Here is a 25,418-nt window from a genome sequence, read left to right on the forward strand (position 1 = left end):
ATCGTCAAGCCTCCTTTATACCTGGTAAGGGTATATTTGTGTGGAAAAGAAAGAGTGCATGGACTGCACTCCCATTTGATTCTTTACACTACGTCATAGCCTTGATCGTCAATGGTTTCCTTGATCTCGTCGAGGCTGACAACGGCATTGTCGAATTCCACTTCGACCTTGGCATCCGCGAGGCTTACGTTGACCTTTTTAACACCGTCAAGACCGCCTACATTCTTCTCTATGGCATTGACGCAGTGGTTGCATGACATTCCTTGTACATTCAAGGTGATTTGTTCCATGATAATCGCTCCTTTTGGTTGGGTATTCCGGTATGAGTTATTTTTTCATCAGCTTTTGAATCGTGACGACAAATTCATCGAGGACCGATTCGTCCCCTTCATTGAGACGGTCCACGACACAGCCCTTCAAATGCCCCTCGAGTAGGATCTTCGCTACGCTGTTAAGGGCGGACTGGGTCGCCGAAAGCTGTGTGATCACATCGTCACAGTACACGTCCTTTTCAATCATGCCTTTGATGCCGCGAATCTGCCCTTCGACGCGATTCAGCCGGCTGGTGAGATTCCGTTTCACCTCTTCAGGGTGATGACTCTTGCGGCAGGAGATGCCGTCCTTCAATTCATCTTCCATACGATCACCTCCCGGAAGTATGTTGCTTCCTGTTTTTCTCAGTTGAGTCAAGTGTAATGTACCTATAGGGGGTATGTCAAGTGGGTTGCTTATGTAATGATCATCCTAGGCCGAATGTGAATGATGGACGATCAGAGGCATGCAGTGAAAGGGGGAGGGGTTCTACATTTAATGGTATACTATTTACATGTTATACCAACCAGGGGGATGATCATGAAAACATTCGGTAAACTAAATCATGAGTTGAATTATTGGAAAAGAACGGGGGTATATGCTGTCATTCAGAATGATTATGATCAGTTTTTATGTGTAGAAAATCTGGATGGGCATTTGTTTTTAGTTGGCGGAGGTGTTGAGTCAGAGGAATCTCTTGAACGGGCATTATCGAGAGAGAGCATCGAGGAAACGGGTCACGACATTCAGATCATTGAGGAAATAGGCAGAGCTGAAAGGCATTGGGTATCAGAGAAATACCCTGGTGATTCCCAACATAATGTTGGAATAGTATACGCATGTGAACTATTAGAAAAAATAGCAGAGCCCGTTGAAAAAGAAATCATGCGCTGGGTCGATTTTGATTATTTGGAAGGACATCTTTTTCACGAACATCACTTATACTTAGTAAAACAATACTTGAAGATTTCAGAACCATGATACATATGCGGAAAGTTAAAAGGCACATACGCTGATCAGTATGTGCCTTTTGAGGTGGGAACGATATCGGATACGGAAATGAAACCAGTTTGCATCAAAGCAATTTTAGCAGGGCAAACACCCCGAAACCGAAGACGATGATCCCCGATAGACGGTTGATCCAGGCGAGGCTGTCATTCGAGAATTTTTTCCTGAACAGGCTCACGCCGAAGCTTAGGGAAAGCCACCATGCGGCTGATCCAAGGAACACACCAGTCACCATGAGAAGGGCCGACATCAGGTCAAAGCTGGACTTTCCGAGACCGATACCGGAGAAGATCCCGATGAAGAAAAGGATGGTCATGGGGTTTGTCACCGTCAAAAAGAAGACGGAGGTATAGGATTTCAGCAGTCCGCCACCCCTTGCAGAAGCAGCATGACCTGCAGGTCTGGAGCGGTACGTCTGGATACCGAGATAACAGAGGAAGAGTCCGCCGATCAGCTGAAGCCACAGCTTTTGGCTGATCAAAAAGCTCGTGATGAATGTCAGGCCGAATGCGGCGATGCATCCGTAGATGGCATCGGCTGATGCGGCCCCCAGTCCTGATACGAATCCCGTCAAGCGACCTTTTGAAAGGGTGCGGTTGATGCAGAGGATCCCGATCGGGCCGACGGGCGCTGCAACGGTGAACCCGATCAGCAGGCCTTTTAAAAGAAAAATGAAGTCCATATGTTCACAATCTCCTCAGAAGTTTCATTTTAGTATAGTAAAAAATCCGGTAGAATGAAAGAAGGATTTAAATGGAAGAAATGAGCCTTTTATAGGAAGGGAGAAGGAAGCGTGGAACCGATCAAAAAAGCGTACGGATACATAACCAGAAATCACGATGGAAGACCACAGGTATTGGTGTTTCAGCATCCGATCCTTGAAGCGGGTGTCCAGATCCCCAAAGGGACGGTGCAGGACGGAGAAGATCCTGAAGCGGCCGTCGTCCGTGAAATGATCGAGGAGACCGGCCTAACAGAATGGGGGAAACCTGAATTCCTTGCCGACGACAGGTGGCGAGCGGACGATGGAAGCATTCATCATCGGCATTTTTATCGCCTGGATCAGGGGGATGCTCCTGATCAATGGCAGCATGAGCCCTCTGGCGGTGGAGAAGAAGAGGGACTGCAGTTCACCCTGTTCTGGATTTCTTCACCGGGGGATATTCCGTTGGCAAGGGGACATGGGGACTATTTGCATCATGTGCTGGAAGAGAGACCGGAAGATGGCCTGAGGTGTCTGGAGGCATCCGAAGACGTCAAACAGGTGTATATAATAGAAGAAGGTATGGAGAGGATCATTGGAGAGACGCGTGAACGGATTTCATTCGAAGAGGACGGCGCAGTCCTGGTGAGGGAACAGACCCTAACATCCGAAGAGATCGGGGATCGAAGGACCGTGACCCGATTGATGGCCTCCACGAATCGTCCCCTTTCCGTTGAGGATTCAGGTGGTGGCGTGAGGGCCGTGTATGCCGGAGACCATGTAATCATCGAGAGGGAAGGCGGAGAGAGGCGTATTTCTCTTCATCATGTTCCTGTGGATACGTTTTCGGTTGAGCTCCTCCTCCGCACGCTGCCTCTCGAAGGGGGCTATGTCCGGTCCTTCCATGCGTTCAATATCCTTAAAGAAGAGGAGCAGCTCATCGAGATCCATGCGGATGAACAGCCCGACGGCTCCTTCAAGGTAAAGGTCGGATTCGGTGCGATGACCCAGTGGTACTGGATCCGCACCGATACGCGCGAACTCCTGAAGCAATCGTCGGAGCCCGCTCCCGGCCTGAAGATGGAGTTTCGAAGATAGGCAGATCTCCAGTTGTATTCTTGCTGAAATTCAGGTAGAATGGTAAAGTTTTAACAATACTTTTCGTTCGGGGTAATAAATCGTTTACTGAACATGCGAGGCATGCCTGAAAATACTTGGGAGATACCCCCGACCGTGCTCCTCAAAGGCCTGCATCAGATCCATGTTTACTAAACCATTCCAATTATGAGGTGCGTAACATGCAAGAAGTTTCAACATCAACTAAGAATGTTTTCAGAGGGCCCATAGCCATATTTGTGTTAGCCGTCGTGCTCCTATGGATGAAAACGTATGCTGCCTATCAGATTGAGTTCAATCTTGGGATCGACAACAGCATGCAGAAATTTCTACTATTCTTAAACCCGTTAAGCTCAAGTCTATTATTCTTGGGAATCGCCCTGTTCTTCAAGGGGAAAGTGCAATCGACCCTGTTGATTGTCATTCAGTTCCTTCTATCATTCCTGCTCTATGCCAATGTCGTCTACTATCGTTTCTTCAACGATTTCATCACCGTCCCGGTCCTGATGCAGACAAAGACCAATGCAGGGCAGCTCGGTGACAGTGCCTTCTCCCTGATGACACCGTTGGACATCTTCTATTTCGCCGATACGATCCTCTTGATCGCGCTCTTGGCCTTCAAGGTGTCGAAGCCGGCCGCTAAGCGGAAATGGAAATCGGCAGGTCTTGTCATTGCCATGGCTGCCATCGTATTCTCCATCAATCTCCATCTTGCGGAAAAGGATCGTCCAGAACTTTTGACACGTACGTTCGACCGCAACTATCTGGTGAAATACCTGGGATCATACAACTTCACGATCTATGATATCGTCCAGAACGTCCAGACCGCGAGACAGCGCGCCATGGCGGACAGCAGCGACATCACCAGTGTGGAAAACTATATCAAAGCCAATTACGCAGAGCCGAATCCTGCTTATTTCGGCAAGGCGAAAGGCATGAACGTGGTGTACCTTTCCCTGGAATCGCTGCAGTCCTTCATCATCGACTATGAGATCGATGGGCAGGAAGTGACACCGTTCCTGAATTCACTGGCTCATGATAATGAAACCTTCTACTTCAAGAATTATTTCCATCAGACTGGACAAGGGAAAACGTCCGATGCAGAGTTCATGATGGACAACTCCCTGTACCCTATGGCACAAGGATCGGTCTATGTGAGCAAGGCGCAGAATACATTCCACTCGGCTCCGGCCATCCTGAAGAAGGATGACTATGTTTCCGCGGTATTCCACGGTAACTACAAAACATTCTGGAATCGGAATGTAATGTACAAGTCACTCGGCTATGATAAATTCTTCGATGCCGAATACTACGATATGTCAGAGGATAACATCAAGAACTACGGCATGAAGGATAAACCATTCGTGGAAGAATCCCAGCCGCTACTTGAAAGCCTTGAGCAGCCGTTCTACAGCAAGTACATCCTTCTGTCCAACCACTTCCCGTTCAAGATGGATGAGGGAGATACCGACTTCCCTGCTGCCGACACGGATGATAAAGTTGTCAATCAATACTTCCAGTCAGCGCACTATATGGATGAAGCATTGAAGCAGTTCTTCGACCAGCTGAAGGAATCGGGTCTCTATGACAACACGATCGTCGTCATGTACGGGGATCACTACGGAATCTCCGAGAACCATAACCAAGCCATGAAAGAAATCATCGGGAAAGACATCGATGATTATGAATATGCCCAGCTCCAGCGGGTACCGCTATTCATTCATGCACCAGGTGTCAAAGGCGGTGCCAAGGATACGTACGGAGGAGCCGTCGATGTCATGCCGACCGTGCTCCATCTCCTCGGTGTCGATACGAAGGATTACCTGCAGATCGGATCCGACCTCCTGAGCAAGGATCACCGTGAAGTCATCCCGTTCCGTAATGGAGATTTCATCACACCGACCATCACATCGGTGAACGGCAAATACTACAGCAATGAAGACGGACAAGAGATCAAGGGTGACGGGTTTGCCGAGCTGAACAAGCAGGCGAAGACCGAGCTTTCCATCTCCGACAGCATCGTCAACAAAGATCTGCTCCGTTTCTACACACCTGAAGGTTACACGCCGATCGATCGTGATGACTACAACTACATTTATGACAAAGAAGCAGACGTGAATGATCAGTAAACATGACAGCCCCCGCCTAGAAATGGCGGGGGCTGTTTTACTAATTATGAAGAAGGGACGGTCTTCTTGCCTGCTCTTTCAATCAACACGTAATTGACGTAGGTGAGGGCAAAGGGGAGGAAGGCGAGAAAAAATGCCGTGTCAAGAAACCTCTCGATCTGTTTGGAGGAGTCGGAATGAAGTATAAGGATCACACTTGCCATAATAAGCGCATGCAGTGCAAAAGCGATGAAGAGTGCGAACCACTTCCGTCCGGTCCTGACATAAAAGGGGAGCGAAATCACGCTCGACAGACAGCAGCTGATCAAGGCTGTGAGTATAAAGGTGCCGATATTCAGCATCATGCTTCACTCACTCTTTGAACCTTTCCGAAGAAGCATTCCATCACCGTCCGAAAGCGCTCCTTCTCCTCGAGGAACGGATAATGATTGCTCTCATCGAATACTACGAGCTCTGCGCCCGGAATGCCTTCCCGCATTTCCTCCGAGTAAAGAAGAGGACACTGGACATCATGTCGGCCGCAGACAATCAAGGTCGGCGTATCAATGAGGTGCAACTTCCGGGTCACATCGAAAAGCTGGATCTCCCGGTTGAAGAAGTCCATGCGCGTGGCACTGATCCGCTTCGTGACATGGGGAGGGAAGAGAGAGGGAAACCGCTCCGGCTTGTATAAAGAAAACGAAATCCGCTCACGGGTCAATGCTTTTCTCTCGTCTTCCGGAAGGCCAGATCCCTTCAAGGTGATGTTCAGCTCCTGCATCCGCACGTAGTCAGGGTGATCTTCATGGTAGATGCAGTGTGGTGATTCCGACATGAATTCCCTTGCTGCCGAACCGACGATCACAAGGGAATTCAGGCTTTGGGAAAAATAAATGCCGTACACAGTCCCGATCATCCCGCCGGTGGAATGGCCGGCGAACGTCCAGCTCTTGATCCCAAGGGACTCACGCACCGCCTCGAGATCGAATACCGTTTCGAGAAATCCGAGCTGGTACGGTTCATGTGCACGTTCCGAGTGCCCTGCTTCCCGCATATTCACAAGGAACACCTCATGTGTTTCGGTGAAGGCGTCAGCAAAATGGTCTCCTGAAGCATTGAATGCCGAGTAGTGATGGGTCACGCATAAAGGATCACCGCTTCCTTTACGAAAGACTTCAAAGCATCCCCGCTTCGTATCGAGTAGTTCCTGTTTCCAAGTCATCCGTTTCACGTCCTTTCCCTTTTATATACGGCAGTGAGGAGGGGATTTCCTGCATAACAAAACGCCCGCGAAAGATTCGCGGGCGTTTCTGTGTTCCTATTCCAGATTGGCATGCCTGCCGAACATCGTATCGGATGTGAGTCCTTTTTTATCCATATAGCGGAGGATGACCGCATCGTAGAACAGGAGGAGCGTCTGTTCGAAGAGGGAGCCCATCGGTTGGATGGTGGCCCGCTCTTCGCCTGATTCATGCTTCGGTGAACCGGGAAGCCCCACGACGATGTCGGCCAGTTTTCCGATGGTGGAGTCGGGTTTGATCGTGACGGCCGCCACGATCGCACCGAGCTCCTTCGCTTTCTCTGCCATGGGTACAAGGCTTTTCGTCTCCCCTGAACCGGTGCTGATGATGAGGAGGTCCCCTTCTTCAAGGTTCGGCGTGACCGTTTCCCCGACCACATATGCATCGAGTCCCATATGCATCATGCGCATCGTGAAGGACTTGGCCATCAGTCCGGAACGTCCGGCGCCTGCCGTGAAGATCTTACCGGCTTCCATGATGCGGTTGGTCAGCTGTTCCGCCGACCGGTCCCCGATCAAGTCCGGAGCCTTTGACAGCTCCTTCAGGATTTCGTTCATATAGCCTGTCGTCTGCATGGGATTACCCTTTGTTGATGAGCTCGCGGATTTTCGCTGCAGTCGCTGCTTTATCATCCTGGGATGTGATGCCGCCTCCGACGATGATGAGATCTGGGTTTTCTTTGATCACTTCAGGAAGGGTCTCGAGCTTGATTCCGCCTGCGATGGCCGTTTTGGCGTTTTTCACGACGCTCTTGATGGTATGAAGGTCTTCGAATGAGTTCTTGCCTTCTGCCTGAAGGTCATATCCAGTGTGGACACAGATGTAATCTGCTCCGAACTGATCCAATTCCTTCGCGCGTTTTTCTATATCTTTCACTCCGATCATATCGACGAGGAGTTCTTTGCCTTGTTTCTTCGCTTCTTCGACGGCACCTTGGATGGAGGCATCTTCAGCCACTCCGAGGATCGTCACGATATCTGCGCCTGCTTCTGAAGCTTTCATCACTTCATAGCCTGCTGCATCCATGATTTTAAGGTCGGCAAGAACAGACAGGGAAGGGAATGCTTCCTTGATTTCCTTGACAGCCTTCAGTCCTTCATTGATCACGACAGGAGTTCCGATTTCCACGATGTCGATGTATTCTTCTACTTCCTTGACGACTTCCTTCGCCTCGGGAATGTTGACTAAGTCCAGTGCAAGTTGTAATTTCATAGATCCTTCACTCCTTGAAAAAATTTGTGCTGTGCGGGTCACCCCTTCAGCCATTTCACTATAACGCATGAGGTGAATCCATGTAAGTACGCACATTTTACTTACATAGTGTCAAAAAGTATACTAAGGGATAGAATTCAATCAGGAGGTAGCCCTATGTCACGCTTAGAAGAGAAAACATTCCAATGTGAAAAAGAACTGACCCTCTCCGTCATCGGCGGTAAATGGAAGATGCTCATCCTTTGGCATCTTGGAAAAGAAGGGACCAAACGATTCGGAGAGCTCAAAGCCCTCATGCCCGGAATCACCCAGCGCATGCTCGTCAACCAGCTCAGAGAGCTTGAAGAAGACCAGATCGTCCACCGTGAGGTCTATCCCGTCGTCCCTCCCAAAGTAGAGTATTCCCTCACAACACAAGGTCAAACACTCATGCCCATACTCGAATCCATGTACGAATGGGGCAAAACGTATATGACCACGTTGAAAGAACCAAGCAAAATAGAAGCATAAATAACGATTTAAAAAAGACTGAATCCGCATGAGGACGAGGCTCATACAGATTCAGTCTTTTTATGGAGAGGTAGCGTTGAATCCGTTATCATTCATATGGGAAATGTTATAAAGCCAACCAGGAACTACCGGTGAGGCATTCGATTCTCCACACAATTGTCATATTATCCACCGGTGACAGGATGGTTCTCCTGTATAATTCTAGTAACCATCACGTTATCGTTTGGTCCATGGAGGACCATAAAGGATCTATATTATTGGAGGTGTAAGTCTTCCTTCGGGTAAGACGATGTATTGACAGCCATAAACTTAACGATTTTTGCCATTTTGATCGCCCTCACCGCTTTTTTTGTCGCAACGGAATTTGCGATGGTGAAGGTGCGTTCCACCAAAATTGATCAACTAGTATTCGAAGGGAAAAGGGGAGCGGCTTCGGCCAAAAAGGTTGTCAGTCATCTGGATGAGTACCTGTCAGCCTGTCAGCTGGGCATCACGGTGACCGCCCTCGGGATCGGATGGGTGGGTGAGTCCACCTTCGCCGTCATCTTAGAGCCGATCTTCAGTTTCCTGAATATCGGCGAGTCCCTTTCAAGCGTCCTTGTCATTGCCATCGCCTTCATGATTGCGACCTTCATGCACGTTGTCATCGGGGAACTTGCTCCGAAAACGCTGGCGATCCAGAAGGCGGAGACGATCACGCTCCTGACAGCCGGTCCCATCATCCTGTTCTACCGGATCCTTTTCCCGTTCATCTGGTTCCTCAACGGATCTGCACGTCTCCTCGTCCGGGCATTCGGTATGAAGCCCGCCTCCGAGCACGATGCGGCCCACTCCGAGGAAGAACTCAGGATCCTCATGTCTGAAAGCTATGAGAGCGGCGAAATCAATCAGAATGAACTGACATACATGAATAATATCTTCACCTTCGACGAACGACTAGCGAAGGAAATCATGGTCCCTAGAACAGAGATGGTGACCGTGTCCGTCGACCAGGGATTCGATGAAATCATGGATCTCATCAAGTCGGAGAGATTCACGCGATACCCGGTGATCGATGGGGATAAAGACCACGTCGTCGGATTCATCAACGTCAAGGAGCTCCTCACTGAACGGTTGAGGCAGGGCAAGAGGACGGGGGACGACTTCTCCCTCAAATCCCATATCAACCCCATCATCCGAGTGGTGGAAACGGCCCCTATCCACGATGTGCTTCTCAAGATGCAGAAGCTCCGCACCCATATCGCCATCCTGGTCGATGAGTATGGCGGCACCTCGGGCATCGTGAGCTTCGAAGATATCCTCGAGGAAATCGTCGGCGAGATCCGCGATGAATTTGACCAGGATGAAGTGGCACCCGTCAGGAAGCTGAACGATCATCACTTCATCATCGATGCGAAGCTTCTGATAGAAGAAGCGAATGAAGTGCTCGGCATTGAACTCGAGAACGAAGAAGTCGACACGGTCGGAGGATGGTTCCTATCCAACACGATCGAAAGCGAAGCAGAGCTTGAGTCCCACGGGTACGTGTTCAAAGTGCACAAAAAGGATGGATATCACATCCAGTATTTAGAAGTGAAAAAGCCTGAGTCCCTCGTTTCCTGATGGGAACCTTGCATGGCCACCGGAGAGTATACTCTCCGGTGGTTTTTTGTGGTCATAGAAATAGACTATCGATCATCATCAGATGCGCGCTGTTTCAGTTTGGCGGATTTTGTCTTACTCATGTGGATGGGCTAGCGGGGAAACAGATTGCTTTCTTTCTCCAAATTGATTTGAAATAATGGTGAATAGATATCAAAAGGAGGAATTCTTTCATGAGTCAATCTGTGAATCCGTTATTTCAACCTTTCCAATATGGAGCCCTATCCCTGCCGAATCGTACGGTGATGGCACCGATGACGCGCGGGTTTTCACCAGGGGGCGTACCGGGGCAACCCGTCGTCGATTATTACCGCAGACGCGCAGAAAATGAAGTAGGCCTGATCGTCACGGAAGGTACCGGCATCAACCATCCGGCATCCGTATCCGGTGACAGCATCCCGTTATTCCACGGGGAAACGGCCCTGGAAGGATGGCGAGCAGTCGTGGAGGCCGTCCACGAAGCGGGAGGAAAGATCGTTCCCCAGCTTTGGCATGTGGGGATGACCCGCAAGAAGGGCGAGCTACCGAACGCTGAGGCACTGCCCGTTGGACCGTCAGGCTTGACACTTACCGGGGAACAGGTGACTGAGCCGCCGACGACGGAAGAAGTGGAACAGCTCGTCGCAGCCTATGCCCAGGCGGCAGCCGATGCAAAACGGATCGGATTCGACGGCATCGAGTTACACGGTGCCCACGGATACCTCATCGATCAATTCTTTTGGGAGAAAACGAATAAGCGGACCGACCGCTATGGCGGCGATCTTGTAGGACGCACGCAATTTGCCGTCGAAGTCATTGAGGCATGCAGGCGTGAAGTCGGACCGGACTTCCCGATCATCTTCCGTTTTTCACAGTGGAAGATGACCGACTATGTTGCGAAGCTCGCCAGGACACCGGAGGAGCTTGAGCAATTTCTTACCCCTCTTGTCGAAGCGGGAGTGGACATCTTCCACTGCTCGACGCGCCGTTTCTGGGAACCTGAATTTGACGGCTCTCCTTTGAATCTCGCGGGCTGGACGAAGAAGCTCACCGGAAAACCCGTCATCTCCGTAGGATCCGTCGGCCTGAACGGTGAATTCACCAGCTTCTCAGAAGCGGAAGCCACCGATATCTCTGAGCTCACCGAACGCCTCGGAGACGACGAATTCGACCTTATCGCCATCGGGCGCGCCGTCCTCCAGGACCCCGAATGGGTCAAGAAAATCAAAGAAGGACGCACCGACGAAATCCGCGCATTCAGCAAAGAATCGCTGCAAACATTATATTGAGTGCCAAAATGACGCATGGGGACGGTTCTCATGCGTACATACAACACAAACGCAAAAGCAGCACGGGCCATGGCCCGTGCTGCTTCTTTTTCGTTACACGTCTTTCTTCTTCGAAAACATCTCATACAATTTGCCTAAACTTTTGGGATCCAGGTCAATATCGTTCTCGTATGCGTATTTGATGGCGTACCCGAGGGCGAGGGTCATGCCGCCTGCGATGCTGGCGCCTGCGGCCATTCCTGCTCCCGGGACGAGTTTGACGACCTGGCGGAACAGGGTCTTTCCGACGTTGCCGGTGAGGGTGGCAATGGTGAGCTCCTTTGCCCGGTCCTTTGTCAGGGGCTTATCGTAAAGGGTGGCGAGCTTGACCATCATGCCGACCTGTATGGCGGTGAGGGGCACCATGTCGGAGCCCGGGATCGGAGAAGCACCGATGGCCGTGGAGGATCCTGCTGCTGCGATGATCCATTTATTCGCCGTCGATGATTTTTCCTTCAGGTGTTTAGCGAAAAGGATATCTTTTTTTTTCTCCTGGAGGATATCGAGGATCGCACCGCGGAGCATCTCCATATTCTCGCCTGTCTTGGAAGAGATCGGCGTCACTTTGTAGCGGTAATTCGTATGATCCTGGATGTACTTCACCAATCCTGGAATATCTTCTGCCGCGTCGATCTTGTTCAACACGAAGATGATGTTCCGGTTGATCTTGCGGACCTCTTCGAATGTCTTCCGCTCTCCTTCAGAGAACACGGTTCCGGCCGCATTCAGGAAGAAGAGGATCACATCGGCTTCTTTATAGAACTTCATCGTTTCGGCGGAATTTTTCTGATTGATGTCATCAAGTCCGGGTGTATCGGCAAAAATGATCTTATCGGTATAGGCGTACTTCTCGATGAGGGAAGTCTCCCCGGGCTGTGCGCCGACCTTGGCGACTTCATCGCCCATGAGCATGTTGATCGTCGACGATTTGCCGGCGTTCACATCCCCGATCATGGCGAAGACGATTTCCTTATCGAGCTGAGCGTTGATTTCATTCACTTCTTGGTCGTAGGCCTGTTCGAATTCTTTATCATGAAAAGAAAACACGTTCATCACTCCTTATCCTAATAGTAGCAGAATGTGGAGAAAGCCGGAAGCGCGGAACTCTATCCACGTAGTATAATGATGGAAAAAGGAAGAAGGGGAACAGTCATGAAGATCATCCCTTATCAATCTGGATTCGGTCCGGAAACCGTCAGGATGTGGAGGGAAAGCAAGGAAGCAGCCATCGGCCAAAAGGACATCCATTCATTCGAAGAACATCTTTATTTTCTTGATGAAATCCTGCCCGCAGACCATGAAGTGGACATCGCCCTCTTAAACGAATCGGTGATCGGGATCATTGCTTACAACAGGACTGAGATCAGCCAGCTTTATATCCATAAGGACCATCACGGGAAGGGCGTCGGGACGGCACTTTTGACACATGCCAAGGAAGCGTCATCCGGCATCCTGACCCTTTATACCTTCGAAGTGAATGAGGGGGCCAGGCGATTTTACGAAAAGCACGGCTTCCGCATCATCGGCCGGGGACATGAGAATGAAGAGCAGCTGCCTGACCTTCTATACGAATGGCGACGCTGATGCCTCACCGTATTTTCACGAGGGTTGATTCCCTGCGTACCAGATCGACTAGGGCCGGGTAGCGATCGAGATAGGCATAGCTTTGGGGAGCGTGGAATCCGAAGTGCTCCTTCAGGTAGGTGAAAGGGATCGGTTTTTCCAGACGCCAGAGCTCCAAGATGGGGAAGGCGAACCGGTACTTGGTACCGCCTTCGTTGAACCGCGCATCGCCATCACCTCGAACCTCCACTTGATCCGGGAATTCAACGGGTGTAGCGGTCCTGGCTATGTAGGTGAGGGCAGATGATGGGGCCGATTCATAGATCCACAGGAAATCCGTCTGCCGCTTCGGCTTCACGCTCCGGAATTCATGCACCTTCGTGCCTTCTGATATCAGGGTGCAGTACTGGGGGTGTATGCTGATGAATATGCCTTTCTCCATTGGGGTGCCTCCTTTTTATTCACTGCATGCTTTGATTATAGCAGGAAGGGATCCAGTCATTTTCATCAAATTTTCATTTATGTTTGCTACATTGGACTAAAAAGGTCGAAGGGGTGGCGGGTATGCATATTTTACTGGCAGAAGACGATGAAACACTCGGTGAGCTGATCGTCCATTTATTGCAGAAAAAAGGGGTGGAGCGCATTGATTGGGTGTTGAGCGGGGAAGAGGCCCATGATTATGCCCTCGCGTCCTATTATGATGTGATCATCATGGACTGGATGATGCCTGGCGGGGACGGAGTCGAGATCTGCCGTCGCCTCAGGTCAGGTGGTTACGGAGGAGCGATCCTCATGCTCACGGCCCGTGACGGCGTGGAGGATTGTGTAGAAGGATTTGAAGCGGGCGCAGACGATTATCTCGTGAAACCCTTTGAGATTGCAGAACTTCATGCCAGGCTCAAAGCCCTTGCCAGAAGGAATCTGGCCCCACTTCAATCAGACACCATCGGGATCAGGGGATTCACATTGAACCGGACAAGCCACTGCCTTATGAGGGACGGGGAGGAAATCTATCTTACCCCCCGTGAATTCCAGCTCCTCGACATGCTGGTCCGCAATCAGAATCAGGCGCTCTCGCGGGACCTTCTCCTCGACCGGATATGGGGAATTGATTCCGACGTTTCACACAAGACCGTGGATGCCACCGTCAAACTATTAAGGAAGAAGATCGGGGAAGGCTTGATTGAAACCGTCCGGGGAGTGGGGTACAGGATTGAAACGTAAATCGATTTTTTCCCGAAGGCAGTCAGGTGATCTGTTCACGAGAACCCGCATGCAGCTCACCCTGTTCAATAGCGTCATCATCACCGGCTTTCTTGTGGTGTTCATCCTGTTGGCCTTGTTCATCGTTTATAAGACCGTGCTTTATGATCAGGAGCGGGAACTCAAGGGCCTGGCGGAACATGAGACCAAGGAACTGCAGGAAGCGGGTGCCCATAGGCGTGGAGATCCAAGGGGGGAGGAGCGACTTTCCATCCTCAGCGAAAACCAGGTGTTCTATTATATCCTGGACAGTGACGGGGAGCCCCTGCAAACGAATGAAATCTATCCGAATCTCAGGGATACCTTCCTCGATAAACTGTCTGACTGGAAACCGGATGAACGCCAGATCCGTCAAGACTCCATCGATGTGACGGAGAATGAAGGATATGAGGATTTCGACCTCAGGGTCCTTATGCTGTCCCAGCCCATCACGTCTCAGGGGGAGGTGGTGGGAAGGATGTATATCGGCCTCGATATATCCTCCTTTTACCGTCTATTCAAATGGATCTTGTTCGTCTTTGGGGCCCTTGCCGTCCTCTTCATCACCTTGGGTGTCTGGCTCAGTCATCTCATGTCGAAGCGTGCCCTCGTTCCGATCCAGCAGTCCTACCGGCGACAGCAGGAATTTGTAGCGGATGCATCCCACGAACTCCGGACGCCCTTGAGCGTCATCCTGTCCTCTGTGGAAGCACTCGAGATGGGGGACGAAGAATCTGATCCGTTCACAAGGAAAATGGTGAAAGGACTGAAAGCCGAGGTGAAAAGGATGAACCGCCTCATCGGCGACCTGCTCACCCTCGCACGCTCAGATGATGAAGGAAAAGCCAGACTGGTCTTGAAAAAGGAAGAGTTCGACTTCACACCCGATGCAGAGAAGATCCTTCAGACCTTCGACCGCATGGCCAGGGACAAGTCGATCACGCTCAGTCTTGAATCGTCAAGAGAACTCCCTATCCATGGGGATCGCGACAAGCTGATACAGCTCTTGTATATCCTTTTGGACAACAGCATCAAATATACCCCTGAAGGCGGCCGCGTAATTCTCGCCTGCAGGATCGACCAAAACGCTTCTGGCAGGACATTCATCCTCTCTGTACAAGATACGGGAATCGGCATTGGGAAAGAAGATCAGCTGCGCATCTTTGACCGGTTTTATCGGGTGGATAAAGCAAGGACACGGAAAGAAGGCGGTCACGGCCTCGGGTTGTCCATTGCCAAATGGATTGTCGAAGGACATGAAGGTGTGATTTCCGTCCAAAGTGAAAGTGGTGGAGGTTCGGAATTCCGCGTGGTGATCCCACTTCCGCCGGAACGTCCAATGTCATTTTTCTACTGAAAGCTCCTATTGATGAGGGGCTTTTTGTTTTTTCCTCCTAAAGTCGTAGAAGTTCTTCCACCCCTTTGCCGAAGCAGGTCGCGTGAGAGAACGATATGCTGATAGTAGTAGAGGAGATGAAAAAGATGAAATGTTTTCATTATCACTGGTGGACGGATAAAGTAGAAGAAATGGAAGCGTGGTACCGAGGGATCGGGTTTGAAACGCGGCAGCGCATCGGAAGGGCCAACGGGACGATGAGGGAATTCAACCCGCCCCTCGAATGGGAAGATTTCAGGCAAGAAGAGGTCCAATTCCGCATCATCGAAATGGTGCAGGGGCAGGTGAACATCACATTCGGTCAGGGAAAGCGCGACCGGTTCGATCATATTGGTTTCTTGGTGGATGACCGGGAGCATAACGAAGTGCTTAAAAATGCGGCTCTCCTCGGATGGAGGGTCGACGAAGGGGAACGAAGGACCTTCATTTCCACCCCGTGGAGATTCAGGGTGGAGCTTCAGCGGAGAAAAGAAGCCGTACGGTCGGAAGCATACCCTTCACTCGCAAGGCTTAAGCTGAACATCGACCGGCCAGGCAGGCTTTCGGCGTTGGCAGAGCTTCTTGGAGCGGAAGCAGAGGACAAGGGGGAAACCTGCCTGATTCGTACCGCCGATTGGGAGCTCCAGCTTTCACGTGGACAGGAATCTTCCCTTAAATCGGTGGAGGTTCGGCAGCGTGAAACGCTCACGGCGACCGATCCCGTCGGCGTCTTGATGACTTCAATAATCTGAACCGCCTTTTCACTCAATTTTCACCATTCCGTCGTACAGTATCCTTAATCAATGATAAAGGAGAATGAAGGATGACGAAAAAGGTGAAATGGACAGTGATATCAACGGTGACCCTGTCGCTTTTGACGTTCGGCGGTCTTGTCGCGGATCACACACAAGAGGTGAACGGTGCATCGGCGGAAGGGTCATTTGATGACGGTGGAAGAAGCGGGGATCAGTCGATGATCCATGAAAGGGAAGATGGGGGAGAGTTCAACTTTGACCATGATGAGGATGAGGGTGATGCATTCTTCCAGGCTCCGTCCGAAGGGTTCAGTCAGGATCATGGCAGCTCGGGGGTGTCGAAGCGATGACTCATACATTTACAGCCATGAACGCAACCATCATGTCACACGGCCTCTCCTTTGAGCAGGAAAGAAAGCTGAAGGCCATGTTCAAGGGATTCGAAGAGAGGGCCAGCCGTTTCATCCCCGGGAATCCTGTAGATGAGCTCAACCAACTACCAGCAGACGTTCCAGTATTTCTCGATGCAACGATAGCGGACCTTCTCGAGAAATCCCTCATCCTTACAAGAAAGGTCAGATACATGGTGAATCCATTCATGGGACGATCAATGAAGGCGATCGGATACACAGCATCGTTCCATGAGTCGTACGCACCTGAAGTGTCCGGAGAACCAACAAGAGGCTTCACTTATGAGCCGATGGAATGGCTTTCGAAGGAATGGATCATGAAGCTCGAAGACTTTCACTTTGACTTTGGCGGATTCGGGAAAGGATATATCGTCGACCGTGCCCGGGAGATGCTCACTCGTGAGGGCGTCACGGAAGCCTTGGTCAATGCGGGAGGCGATCTCGTGGCCATCGGTCGCCAGCGAGTCGGCATCGCTCACCCGATGCTTCCGGGAAAAGACATGATCAAGCTTGTGATTGAAGACCTGGCGATGGCAACGTCAGGGAATCATCATCGACGATGGAGTCATGAGGGAGAGGATTATCACCACATACTGAACGGTCGGACCGGCGAAGTAGCCACGAGTGACGTCGTGCAATCGACCGTGATCGCATCTTCTGCCATGGAGGCGGAGGTGGTCGCCAAGCTTTTCTGCATCCTTCCTTATGAAGAGGCGAAACAGGAGGCAGCCAAATTCCCGGATGCGGCCTACTTTGTCTATCTGAACGATGACCGCGTCGCAGCCGGAGGAAATAAAGGCCTTTACAGCGCAATGGAGGTGGCGGGATGAATTGGATCTGGTTCGGCATCAGGGTCCTCGGACTCACTTCCTATCTTCTCCTGACCCTGTCGGTGCTCGGCGGGATCCTGAGGGGGGTACCGAAGAAGAAATTCTTCCTGCTTCAATTCCATCAGCAAATCGGACAGATCGCCCTCCTTCTCGGTGGACTACACGGATTCCTCCTGCTGTTCGATTCGTATGAACCGTATAGCCTGGTCGGGCTCCTTGTCCCGTTTGCCTCCTCCTATGAGCCGGTTCTGAGCGGATTCGGGACGATCGGGTTGTATTTGCTGCTCATCGTCATCCTGACCTCCGACTTCATGAAAACGATCGGACGTGCAGCGTGGAAGAAAGCCCATTACCTTGCATTTCCGTCCTGGCTGTTGATCTGGGCCCATGGATTATTCATGGGGTCGGAAGGCAGGGAAGAATGGGCACTAGCCATGTACGGATCCACGTTCCTTCTCGTCCTTTTGGCCACGATCTACATGACGGCAGGACGAAGGAAGCAGAAAAAACCTGTGGATGCCCGTTCCTCCTACTGATCATCGGCAGGACATGGTCCTGCCTTTCTCACTTTCCTCCTCCACAGCCCCTCTCCTCATGAAAACGCTTCGAATGATTTTTAATCATAAAAAGATTCAGTTTATAGTGAATATTCCCATCGATTGTAATAAAATAGTATTTTGTGAGGAGGAAGCACCATGAATCTAGTACGCACGACAGTGAATCATTTTAAGCCTTATTGGCGCATGCTTTTAGTTGCTCTTATCTTTTCTATTATCGGTGGTCTTTTTACCATCGCACCGCCCGTCCTTGTGAAGAAGCTCGTGGACGACGTGATCGTGGGCGGCGATCTTACCCTCCTTCTGTGGGTGGCGGGCGGGGTCCTCGGTGCCTACCTGGGGAAATCCCTATTCGAGACGATGCAGGAGTTCGTCCAGGTGAAGATCGGCCTCGACGTGATCACCGATATGCAGATCCGGGCCTTCCGGAAGCTTCACCGCGCACCGATGTCATTCTTCTCGAGAACACCTAGGGGCGATATGCTCTTCAGGCTCACCCATGATGTCGAGTCGATCCAGAACTTGAATAACACGGTTGTTCCGCGGATCCTCCAGCAGGTGGTCGGAGCGGTGGCGGCATTCTCGGCCGTCTTCGTGCTCTTCTGGCCGGCGGCGATCGTCATGTTCTGTGTGTTCGCCATCTACATCATCCCGTCCTTCACTCTTGGAACGAAGATGAGGAAGATGAGTGCCATTCAGCGCGATATGAGCGCTGACATGTATAATCACCTGCAGGAAAGCATCGAAAGCGTCCGGCTCGTCCGGACATATCAGACGCAGGATCAGGAAACGGGGGCGCAGGAGAAGAAGCTCTCCGATTGGAAGACGTTCTCCATCCGTGCGGCCCTGATCGGAAAGGTGAACTGGCGTCTCGGAAATCTGTTCAATATCGCGGCACCGGGTGTCGTCATGCTGGTCGGTGGCCTTGCCATCTGGAAGGGAAGCATCACGGTCGGGACCCTGGTCGCCTGCCTGACGTTCATCCCCATCATGTTCCAGCCCGTGCGTTCCATGGCGGAGCATGCCCTGACGATCCAGCAGGCAATCCCGGCCCTTCAGCGGATCTATGAATATTTCGATCTGCCGGAAGAACATGATGAGAACCTTCCTGCCTTCGGGGACGTCGTTGGGAAAATCGATCTTACGAATCTATGGTTCTCGTATCCTGGCAGTGACAAGCAGGTGCTGAAAGGCGTATCGGTCTCCTTGAATCCAGGAAGCCACATCGGGATCGTCGGTACGAGCGGGGGAGGGAAGAGTACCCTTGTCCAGCTCCTCCTCGGTCTGTATGAGCCGGATCAGGGCTCTGTCGAAATCGACGGCAAGAATTTATATGAGTACAATCGGAACAGCTTCCGCCAGCAGGTCGGGGTCGTATCACAGGAAACATTCCTCTTGAACAGCACCCTGCGTCAAAACCTGCTTTATGGAAAGCCCGATGCCACACAGGAAGAACTCGAGCAGGCGGTGGATGCCGCAGGGCTCAAGGAATTGATCGAGTCCCTCGATGAGCAGTACGACACCATCGTCGGGGAGCGTGGATTGAAGCTCTCAGGCGGGCAGCGCCAGCGCGTCGCCATGGCCCGTGCCATCCTGAGGCAGCCACCCGTCCTGATCTTTGATGAAGCCACGTCTTCATTGGACGGCGAGACCGAAGAACGGGTCCAGGCTTCCCTTGAAGAACTGATCCCTGGACGGACGACCATTACGATCGCCCACCGCCTCGTCACGGTACGGAAGGCGGATGTCATCATCCTCCTCGATCAAGGGGTCATCGCGGAAAAAGGAACACATGAAGAACTCCTCATGCAGAGGGGTAAATACTATGAACTGTACAAAGCTCAGTACAGCGAACTGGAAAGGGAGCTGATCGGATGAGCGCCGGTACGGTTTCACCAAAGAAAAGCCGTGACGGCAGGAGGGTCCTGTCCTTCCTCCGTCCCTATAAAAAATGGGTGATCGCGGATTCCGTGGTCATCGCCATCTCTCAGGTGTTCTCCGCCCTGATTCCGACATTGGCCTTGAGCTGGCTCGTGGATACGATCCTGCCGGGGGAGAACTCCAAATGGCTATGGGGTCTGATGTGGCTGTTGATCCTTTCGGCAGTCCTCGACCTCGTCATGATGGTCATCGATGAATACTTCTGCCATCAGACCGCGAAGACCGTGACGAACTGGCAGAAGCTGCGGCTGTTCAGGCATCTACAGGTCCTGCCGTATTCGTTCTATCATCATAATTCCACCGGAGAAATGCTTGCGAGGGTGTCGGATGATCCGGACACCCTGCATAACTTCCTCGCGTGGGAAGGCTCTACGTTCATGGCAAGTGCACAAGGTGTATTCATCTACAGCATTGTCCTGTTCTTTATCCATCCGTACCTCATGATTGCGAGCGTTGTATTCGGCGTCCTCTTCTACTGGACGTCCAATCTGGTCGGGGCAAGGACCCGTGCGGCATCAGCCGATGCACGGAAAGAAGCGTCGCGCTACCTTGAACGGCTGCGCGAGTCGGTGACGGGGATCCACCTTTCACGGGTCTCGGGCGTATCCGACAGTGAAGTGGAGAGCGTCGTCGCCATCAGGGATACATTCGTCAAGCACTCCATCAAAGAGCTGAAGGCCCGCATGCAGTCCGTCGTTGTCGTATCAAGCTACAATGGATTCGCTCTGGCCCTGGTTTACCTGATTTCCACATTGTTGATCTGGGATAAGGGATTGACGAGCGGTCAGATGCTGACAGCGGGCGGCCTTGTCACCATCGCGGCGAATGAAATGCAGCGCCTCCTGCGGAACTGGTTGTCAGTGAGACGGACGGGTCCGGCCCTTGACCGTTCGGAGATCCTCCTTGCTGAAGAAGCATCCCATGCAGAATCCAGCAAAGGGATCCGTGGTAAGCGTGCTATGGGGGATATCCAGCTAGAAGATGTGACATTCACCTATCCTGGTAAGGAAGAAGATGTGCTCAAAGGCGTCTCCTTCACGATCAGACCGGGCGAGACCTGTGCCCTTGTCGGTCCGAGTGGTTCGGGGAAATCCACCATCGTCGATCTTCTCTTCAAGTTTTATGATGCAGGGAAAGGAAGCATCAGGGTGGACGGACGAGACGTGACGGAATGGGACACGGACTGGCTCAGGTCCCAGATGGCCATCGTCACCCAGGACGTGATGATGCGGAGTGGGTCCCTTGCTGAAAACTTGCGGATCGGTAAGCGGGATGCCACAGATGAAGAGCTCATGCAAGCCCTTGAAGCAAGCGGTCTCGGGGATCTGATCACCACGCTTCCCGACGGCCTCGACACCCTCGTCGGGGAAAGGGGAAGTCTCCTGTCGGGCGGTCAGAAGCAGCGCCTATCCCTTGCCCGCGCCATCTTAAAGGATGCGCCGATCATGGTCCTTGATGAAGCGAGCTCGGCTCTTGATCCAATCACGGAAACGAAGATCAATGAAGCTGTGCTCCGCGCAGGGAAAAACCAGACGATCATCATCGTCTCCCACCGGCTTTCCACCGTGCTTGCTGCCGATAAGATCGTCGTCCTCGAGAACGGGCGGATCGTGGAAGAAGGGACGCACGGCGACCTTCTTCTCCATCGGGATGGCGTGTACGCCAGACTGTTCGGCCGCGAAGCGGAAATCGGCGGTGCGACCGTCGGAGGTATGTAACAGAGTACCGGTCCGGAATATCCGGACCGGTTTTAATATGGCCAGGATCCTGATCCTCAGGTGCCAGCCGGGAAGCAGGAGCTGCCAGCCATGGAAAAACTTCCTGAGAAAAAATCGAACAAAATCAATCCATATAATGGTACAATGTTAAAATCGGAAGAAGATACCTCGTCTGCAGGTATCTTTTCTTATTTTTCATTTAGGAGTACGTTATGAGAGAATTTCGCGAACGATTTCATAAAAGGAATTACTATACCGTGGCGGTTGTCGCCATCATCCTCATGATCATCGGGGTGATCGTCGATAATCCTGCAGGGTCCGGTGTGGCAGTGCACGGGATCATGGTGGTGATCATCTCTGTCTGCCTTCTCCTGTATCCGACGCATGAACGGAGATGGCTCCGGTCCATCACGGTGCTGACGGTATCACTTTATTTTTATGCGCTGTTTTATATGTACCCGGGTACGTGGTCGGCGTTTGTCCTTCTTTGTTTCGTCCCGGCACTCTCCATCCTGTTCTTCGATAAGAAGCTTTTCTACTCTTCGCTTTCGTTGAACATATTCTTTGTGGCATGCATGGCGATGTACATCGGCTGGGTGGATAAAGGAAGGACCTATTCCTTCTTCTACTCGGATATTCCCGGCAATCTGGTCAATTTCGTAGCCAGTCAGATCATCCTTTATTTCATCTTCTACCTGACGAATGGCCGCATCAAGAAACAGCGGATGTATTATGAAGAGGTGCAGCAGGCAGAGCGGATGAAAACGACGGGGCAGCTCGCAGCAGCCGTCGCCCATGAGATCCGGAACCCACTGACCGTGGTGAAGGGGTTTCTGCAGTATTACTCACAGGATGAGAATCTGCCGAAGGACTATAAGCAAAACTTCAGCCTCATGTTGAATGAACTGGACACGGCGGAGCATGTGATTTCGCAGTTCCTGTCCATCTCGAAACCGGAGCAGACGGACGAAGTGGATCGTGTCGACATGGAACAGATCCTGAGGGATGTGACAGAGCTTCTATCCATGTACGGGATCCTTCATGACAACAGCATCGAGCTTGAGGTGGATGAACAGTGCCTGATCGCGGCCAACCCGATGGAAGTGAAGCAGCTTTTCGTCAACCTGTTGAAAAATGCCATCGAAGCGTCTGATTCCGGGGAATCGGTGTCGGTGAAGGCGGCAAGGATCGGTCGGGATGTGTTCATCACGATGACCGACCGCGGCAGGGGGATGACGAAGGAGCAGGTGGATCATCTCGGGACGCCGTTTTATTCATTGAAGAGCAAGGGGACCGGGCTCGGTCTCATGATCTGCTACAACATCGTCGAGCGCTACGACGGTCATATTCATTTTGAAAGCGAACCAGGAGAAGGGACGACGGTCACCGTGCGTTTCCCGCTCGTGCAGCAATAGGCATACACACATCCGCCCTGGAAGCATATGATATCGTGGATATTCATGTGAAGGGATTGAGTGATGTTGAGATGCATGCCTTTTAATCAGTCATACTGCTATGTGGAGCCGGGCGTCGAGACCGGAGTGATGAGGGAAACCGTGCAGTACGATGAAATAGCGGATTTAGCAGCGGGAATCAGCCATAAGGCTTCTTCCGTGGATCTGTACAGTCGATTGGTGAATGAAACCCATGACCGGGATGCCCAGGATACCCTACTTGAACTGATGGAGAATGAACAGCGGATGTGCTGGCAGCTGACGAACTGGTATATGTCCATGACGGGGACGGCACCGGTGTACCATGTCGAATCCATTCCTTTCAGTTCGTACGATGAAGGCCTTCAGATCGCTTATGATCGGGAACTGAACAGATACGAAGAATTTTCGAGAGTGGGAGGTTCAGGTCAACATTCCCAAGTATATGGAGTGTTGCTGAATGCCAATCAGGGCGGATGGGAGCACGCGAAGCGCCTTTGCGCCATCGGGGCAGGCCGGAGTCAGCGTGTCGTCCTCAAAGATTATGGTCCGAGTCCATTCTCCGTCAATATCGAGGAAGCGACACTCGAGAACAATACGTTCCGCACGGCCCTGTGGACGGGGAATCATCTGCAGGTCACCCTCATGAGCATCAAGCCGGGAGAGGATATCGGCCTTGAGATCCATCCGGACACCGATCAATTCCTGCGTCTTGAAGGAGGGCAGGGGATCGTACAGATGGGGGACCGTCCGGAGAATCTCTATTACCAGCAGCCCGTCAAGGATGCATCTGCGATCATGGTGCCTGCAGGAACGTGGCATAACGTGATCAACACGGGGAACACCCCGATCAAGCTCTACTCCATCTATGCCCCTCCGCACCATGCAAGGGGAACGGTGCACAAAACCAAAGCCGATGCCGAGGCGGCGGAAAACCAGCCGAGACTTCCATATTCCAACGGGGTCTGGTGGTAAGAAGGGCAGCTCCCAATGGGGGCTGTTTTTTCTTGTATGTGTAGCTATAGATCCTTCTCTTTCGGTCACCGGCATTGAAAACGTTCTCTTCCGGAAATTGAAACAAATGTATTGTAAATGGGAGGGGGCTCTGCTAAAATCAACAAGAATTTCAACGCAGTAGAAAGGTGTTCAGGCCATGAATCAACAACCACAAGGAAAAGAGCGGATCGCCCTTGCGTTCCTTCTCAGTATGCTCGGTATACTGGGACCTCTTAATATCGATATGTATCTACCCAGCTTTCCAGGGATCGCCAAAGACCTCGGAGCAAGTGCCTCGATGGTCCAGCTCAGTCTGACGGCCTGCCTCATCGGTCTAGCCATCGGACAGGTCATTGTCGGCCCCATCAGTGATGCACAGGGGAGGAGGAAACCGCTTCTCATCTCCATCTTCCTCTTTGCTCTCGCTTCCCTGTTCTGTGCCCTTGCACCGAACATCACCGTGCTCATCGGGGCGAGATTCCTTCAGGGCTTCACGGCTTCTGCCGGAATCGTGCTATCACGTGCCGTCGTGCGGGATGTCTTCACGGGGCGTGAGCTGACCAAATTCTTCGCGCTCCTCATGGTCATCAATGCAACGGCACCGATGATCGCGCCCATCACGGGTGGTGCAATCCTCTTGTTGCCATTCGCCAGCTGGCATACGATCTTCTATGCCCTTTGTCTGATCGGATTCGTCATCGTCCTCATGATCTTCCTGAAGCTGAAGGAAACCCTTCCGCCCGAGAGGCGGATCCCGAGTACGCTCGGGTCATCCGTCCGCACGATGGGAAGCCTCATGGTGGACCGCTCCTTCATCGGATACGTCCTGACGATCGGACTCATCCACGGAGGAAGCTTCGCCTATGTATCCGGAACCCCATTTGTCTATCAGGGGATCTATGGAGTGTCGGAGCAGACGTTCAGCATCCTGTTCGGAATCAATGGACTGGCCATCATCTCAGGGAGCTTCATCATCGGGCGCTTCAGTGAGTATGTCGGGGAACGGAATCTATTGAAGACGGCCGTCATCGTCTCTGTAAGCGCAACTGCCATCCTGCTGGTCGCGACCTTCATCCAAGGACCGCTGGCCACCATCGTCATCCCGATCTTCCTGTATATGATCTCGATCGGGATGATCTTGACGAGTACCTTCACCCTGGCCATGGAAAAACAGGGCCACAGGGCAGGCAGTGCAAGTGCCCTCCTCGGGATGCTGCCCCTCGTTGTCGGTGCCATCGTTTCTCCCCTTGTCGGGATCAACGAAGCTTCACCGGTTCCCATGGGAGCCATCCTATTCACCACCGCCCTCCTGGGGGCCATCGCATTCTTCACGTTCACCAAAGAAGTACAAGAAGCATAAGGGTCTCCCTTGTGCTT

Annotated in this window: 27 protein-coding genes; 18 read left to right on the forward strand and 9 right to left on the reverse strand. The window is 51.8% G+C overall.

What is annotated here, in order from left to right:
- Nucleotides 1-83: 83 nt before the first annotated feature.
- Nucleotides 84-290, reverse strand: a complete 207-nt coding sequence (gene copZ / locus D5E69_RS06075) for a copper chaperone CopZ (RefSeq protein ID WP_048013621.1) — start codon at nt 288-290, stop codon at nt 84-86.
- A 37-nt stretch (nt 291-327) separates the two neighbouring features.
- A complete protein-coding gene (locus D5E69_RS06080) occupies nt 328-639 on the reverse strand; it encodes a metal-sensitive transcriptional regulator (RefSeq protein WP_048005203.1) in 312 nt (103 codons plus the stop codon).
- Between the two features lie 213 nt (nt 640-852).
- Here D5E69_RS06080 and D5E69_RS06085 point away from each other — a divergent pair, with 213 nt between their 5' ends.
- Nucleotides 853-1,293 carry an NUDIX domain-containing protein gene (locus D5E69_RS06085; RefSeq protein ID WP_159129430.1) on the forward strand — a complete coding sequence of 147 codons (441 nt, stop codon included), beginning with the start codon at nt 853-855 and terminating at the stop codon, nt 1,291-1,293.
- A 94-nt stretch (nt 1,294-1,387) separates the two neighbouring features.
- Here D5E69_RS06085 and D5E69_RS06090 read toward each other — a convergent pair whose 3' ends face one another.
- On the reverse strand, nt 1,388-2,002 hold the full coding sequence (locus tag D5E69_RS06090; RefSeq protein WP_063190789.1) for a LysE family translocator: 615 nt from the start codon (nt 2,000-2,002) through the stop codon (nt 1,388-1,390).
- A gap of 111 nt (nt 2,003-2,113) precedes the next feature.
- Here D5E69_RS06090 and D5E69_RS06095 point away from each other — a divergent pair, with 111 nt between their 5' ends.
- Nucleotides 2,114-3,121, forward strand: a complete 1,008-nt coding sequence (locus tag D5E69_RS06095) for an NUDIX hydrolase (protein ID WP_082824279.1) — start codon at nt 2,114-2,116, stop codon at nt 3,119-3,121.
- 200 nt (nt 3,122-3,321) lie between these two features.
- Complete coding sequence (gene ltaS / locus D5E69_RS06100) at nt 3,322-5,268, forward strand: lipoteichoic acid synthase (RefSeq protein ID WP_063190788.1); 1,947 nt, start codon at nt 3,322-3,324, stop codon at nt 5,266-5,268.
- Nucleotides 5,269-5,312: 44 nt separating this feature from the next.
- Here ltaS and D5E69_RS06105 read toward each other — a convergent pair whose 3' ends face one another.
- From D5E69_RS06105 to hxlA, 4 genes are all read right to left on the reverse strand, one after another.
- Nucleotides 5,313-5,612, reverse strand: coding sequence for a hypothetical protein (locus D5E69_RS06105; RefSeq protein WP_063190787.1), 300 nt, complete (start codon nt 5,610-5,612; stop codon nt 5,313-5,315).
- Complete coding sequence (locus tag D5E69_RS06110) at nt 5,609-6,469, reverse strand: alpha/beta fold hydrolase (RefSeq protein WP_063190786.1); 861 nt, start codon at nt 6,467-6,469, stop codon at nt 5,609-5,611. The genes D5E69_RS06105 and D5E69_RS06110 overlap by 4 nt, the downstream gene beginning before the upstream one ends.
- Before the next feature lie 96 nt (nt 6,470-6,565).
- Nucleotides 6,566-7,123, reverse strand: coding sequence for a 6-phospho-3-hexuloisomerase (gene hxlB, locus D5E69_RS06115; protein WP_159129431.1), 558 nt, complete (start codon nt 7,121-7,123; stop codon nt 6,566-6,568).
- A 4-nt stretch (nt 7,124-7,127) separates the two neighbouring features.
- On the reverse strand, nt 7,128-7,760 hold the full coding sequence (gene hxlA, locus D5E69_RS06120) for a 3-hexulose-6-phosphate synthase (protein WP_048005197.1): 633 nt from the start codon (nt 7,758-7,760) through the stop codon (nt 7,128-7,130).
- Between the two features lie 156 nt (nt 7,761-7,916).
- Here hxlA and D5E69_RS06125 point away from each other — a divergent pair, with 156 nt between their 5' ends.
- The 3 genes from D5E69_RS06125 (at nt 7,917) to D5E69_RS06135 (ending at nt 11,179) form a co-directional block, all read left to right on the forward strand.
- Nucleotides 7,917-8,270, forward strand: a complete 354-nt coding sequence (locus D5E69_RS06125; protein WP_048005196.1) for a winged helix-turn-helix transcriptional regulator — start codon at nt 7,917-7,919, stop codon at nt 8,268-8,270.
- Nucleotides 8,271-8,564: 294 nt separating this feature from the next.
- Complete coding sequence (locus tag D5E69_RS06130) at nt 8,565-9,872, forward strand: hemolysin family protein (RefSeq protein WP_048005195.1); 1,308 nt, start codon at nt 8,565-8,567, stop codon at nt 9,870-9,872.
- A 212-nt stretch (nt 9,873-10,084) separates the two neighbouring features.
- Nucleotides 10,085-11,179, forward strand: a complete 1,095-nt coding sequence (locus D5E69_RS06135) for an NADH:flavin oxidoreductase (protein ID WP_063190784.1) — start codon at nt 10,085-10,087, stop codon at nt 11,177-11,179.
- A gap of 93 nt (nt 11,180-11,272) precedes the next feature.
- On the opposite strand, the gene D5E69_RS06140 is transcribed toward D5E69_RS06135, so the two are convergent.
- Entirely contained in the window at nt 11,273-12,271 is a 999-nt protein-coding gene (locus D5E69_RS06140) for a GTPase (RefSeq protein ID WP_048005193.1), read from the reverse strand.
- Nucleotides 12,272-12,340: 69 nt separating this feature from the next.
- Between D5E69_RS06140 and D5E69_RS06145 the strand changes: the two genes are divergently transcribed.
- A complete protein-coding gene (locus D5E69_RS06145; RefSeq protein ID WP_414130285.1) occupies nt 12,341-12,802 on the forward strand; it encodes a GNAT family N-acetyltransferase in 462 nt (153 codons plus the stop codon).
- 4 nt (nt 12,803-12,806) lie between these two features.
- Here D5E69_RS06145 and D5E69_RS06150 read toward each other — a convergent pair whose 3' ends face one another.
- On the reverse strand, nt 12,807-13,223 hold the full coding sequence (locus D5E69_RS06150) for an ASCH domain-containing protein (RefSeq protein WP_048005192.1): 417 nt from the start codon (nt 13,221-13,223) through the stop codon (nt 12,807-12,809).
- 122 nt (nt 13,224-13,345) lie between these two features.
- Here D5E69_RS06150 and D5E69_RS06155 point away from each other — a divergent pair, with 122 nt between their 5' ends.
- The 11 genes from D5E69_RS06155 to D5E69_RS06205 all read left to right on the forward strand — a co-directional run bounded on the left by D5E69_RS06155 (nt 13,346) and on the right by D5E69_RS06205 (nt 25,401).
- Nucleotides 13,346-14,008 carry a response regulator transcription factor gene (locus tag D5E69_RS06155; RefSeq protein ID WP_048005191.1) on the forward strand — a complete coding sequence of 221 codons (663 nt, stop codon included), beginning with the start codon at nt 13,346-13,348 and terminating at the stop codon, nt 14,006-14,008.
- A complete protein-coding gene (locus D5E69_RS06160; RefSeq protein ID WP_048005190.1) occupies nt 13,998-15,383 on the forward strand; it encodes a sensor histidine kinase in 1,386 nt (461 codons plus the stop codon). The genes D5E69_RS06155 and D5E69_RS06160 overlap by 11 nt, the downstream gene beginning before the upstream one ends.
- A 125-nt stretch (nt 15,384-15,508) precedes the next feature.
- Entirely contained in the window at nt 15,509-16,153 is a 645-nt protein-coding gene (locus D5E69_RS06165) for a hypothetical protein (protein WP_148795959.1), read from the forward strand.
- Between the two features lie 71 nt (nt 16,154-16,224).
- The gene (locus D5E69_RS06170) at nt 16,225-16,506 is read left to right on the forward strand and encodes a hypothetical protein (protein WP_048005189.1); all 282 of its coding nucleotides are present in this window, start codon (nt 16,225-16,227) and stop codon (nt 16,504-16,506) included.
- Entirely contained in the window at nt 16,503-17,396 is an 894-nt protein-coding gene (locus tag D5E69_RS06175) for an FAD:protein FMN transferase (RefSeq protein ID WP_053072435.1), read from the forward strand. Before D5E69_RS06170 ends, D5E69_RS06175 begins: the two co-directional genes overlap by 4 nt.
- Nucleotides 17,393-17,932 carry a ferric reductase-like transmembrane domain-containing protein gene (locus D5E69_RS06180; RefSeq protein WP_048005188.1) on the forward strand — a complete coding sequence of 180 codons (540 nt, stop codon included), beginning with the start codon at nt 17,393-17,395 and terminating at the stop codon, nt 17,930-17,932. Before D5E69_RS06175 ends, D5E69_RS06180 begins: the two co-directional genes overlap by 4 nt.
- Before the next feature lie 159 nt (nt 17,933-18,091).
- Nucleotides 18,092-19,831 (forward strand): ABC transporter ATP-binding protein, encoded by a 1,740-nt coding sequence (locus D5E69_RS06185; protein ID WP_048005187.1) that lies wholly within the window; start codon nt 18,092-18,094, stop codon nt 19,829-19,831.
- Nucleotides 19,828-21,612, forward strand: coding sequence for an ABC transporter ATP-binding protein (locus D5E69_RS06190; protein ID WP_048005186.1), 1,785 nt, complete (start codon nt 19,828-19,830; stop codon nt 21,610-21,612). Before D5E69_RS06185 ends, D5E69_RS06190 begins: the two co-directional genes overlap by 4 nt.
- Before the next feature lie 212 nt (nt 21,613-21,824).
- The gene (locus tag D5E69_RS06195) at nt 21,825-23,027 is read left to right on the forward strand and encodes a sensor histidine kinase (RefSeq protein ID WP_048005185.1); all 1,203 of its coding nucleotides are present in this window, start codon (nt 21,825-21,827) and stop codon (nt 23,025-23,027) included.
- 75 nt (nt 23,028-23,102) lie between these two features.
- Nucleotides 23,103-24,020, forward strand: a complete 918-nt coding sequence (locus D5E69_RS06200; protein WP_159129432.1) for a cupin domain-containing protein — start codon at nt 23,103-23,105, stop codon at nt 24,018-24,020.
- A gap of 178 nt (nt 24,021-24,198) precedes the next feature.
- Nucleotides 24,199-25,401 carry a Bcr/CflA family efflux MFS transporter gene (locus D5E69_RS06205; RefSeq protein WP_048005183.1) on the forward strand — a complete coding sequence of 401 codons (1,203 nt, stop codon included), beginning with the start codon at nt 24,199-24,201 and terminating at the stop codon, nt 25,399-25,401.
- Nucleotides 25,402-25,418: the final 17 nt, after the last annotated feature.

Source organism: Rossellomorea marisflavi (assembly GCF_009806575.1).
GTDB classification, from domain to species: domain Bacteria; phylum Bacillota; class Bacilli; order Bacillales; family Bacillaceae_B; genus Rossellomorea; species Rossellomorea marisflavi_A.